Consider the following 820-nt stretch of genomic DNA (forward strand, 5'->3'; position numbering starts at 1 on the left):
CTTGCTCACAATTATCGGCTAAACTCACAGCTTGAGTAACTCTCCAGTTAGAGAAAACATCAGATAATTCCTCAGCCATGCCAACCTCAGCCGTGCCAACCTCAGCGATGCCTACCTTAGCTATGCCAACCTCAAAGCAGTGGTATAGAACAGTGGCACAAAATGGCTCAATGCTAGAGGACTGCATCAAACAGTAGGCGTATCTCCAGAGTTAAAGCAAAACCCAGCTTTTGCGGCTGCGGTTGCCTTGAGTCAGGGCATCAGTTGGGTTAGAGAAGGCAAAATTAAAGAAGCACAGGAAGCTTTCAAGCAAGCCCAAATATTTGACCCTAGTTTGAGAAAGTCTGCTGAATTTCAAAATAGCATTTGCTGGGTTGGCTGTTTACACGGTTATGCTGAAGGTGTTTTCAAAATCTGTGAAAAAGTTGTTACCTTAGACTCTGATAATAAAGCCTGCCAAGACAGTCGAGGGCTAGCTAGAGTTTTGACTGGCGACTTGGCAGGGGCATTAGAAGACTTTCAGGCTGCTGTAAACAGTGGCGCACTTGATTACTTAAATGATGTGAAGCAGCGACGGCTACGCTGGATAGAAGCACTGAAGGCAGGAAATAATCCCCTCACGCCAGAGGAATTGGAAAAACTGCGGCAGGTTGAGGGTTGATGTATCCGTTCAAGTTCAGCGCCTCAACATCTGGCGCAATTGGGCTGACCTTGTAGGCGATCGCTAACGCACATAATTAAAATATTGCCCTCTATGCTATTTACTTATGACTATTGCAAGGAAACCCCAACTAACTTTAGACGAGTTTCTCAAACTGCC

At 45.6% G+C, this 820-nt stretch carries 1 protein-coding gene and 1 pseudogene; both read left to right on the forward strand.

Features of this window, described 5'->3' with window-relative positions; all coding sequences use genetic code 11:
- Positions 1-76: 76 nt before the first annotated feature.
- Positions 77-148, forward strand: a pseudogene (locus ACFE90_RS36925) (pentapeptide repeat-containing protein); the annotation flags it as partial.
- Positions 149-247: 99 nt separating this feature from the next.
- Positions 248-661: a hypothetical protein gene (locus tag ACFE90_RS36930; RefSeq protein WP_375507198.1), complete on the forward strand. Its 414-nt coding sequence runs from the start codon at positions 248-250 to the stop codon at positions 659-661.
- The last annotated feature ends 159 nt before the right edge of the window (positions 662-820 follow it).

Origin of the sequence: uncultured Nostoc sp., assembly GCF_964245445.1 — a bacterium.
Classification (GTDB): Bacteria; Cyanobacteriota; Cyanobacteriia; order Cyanobacteriales; family Nostocaceae; genus Nostoc.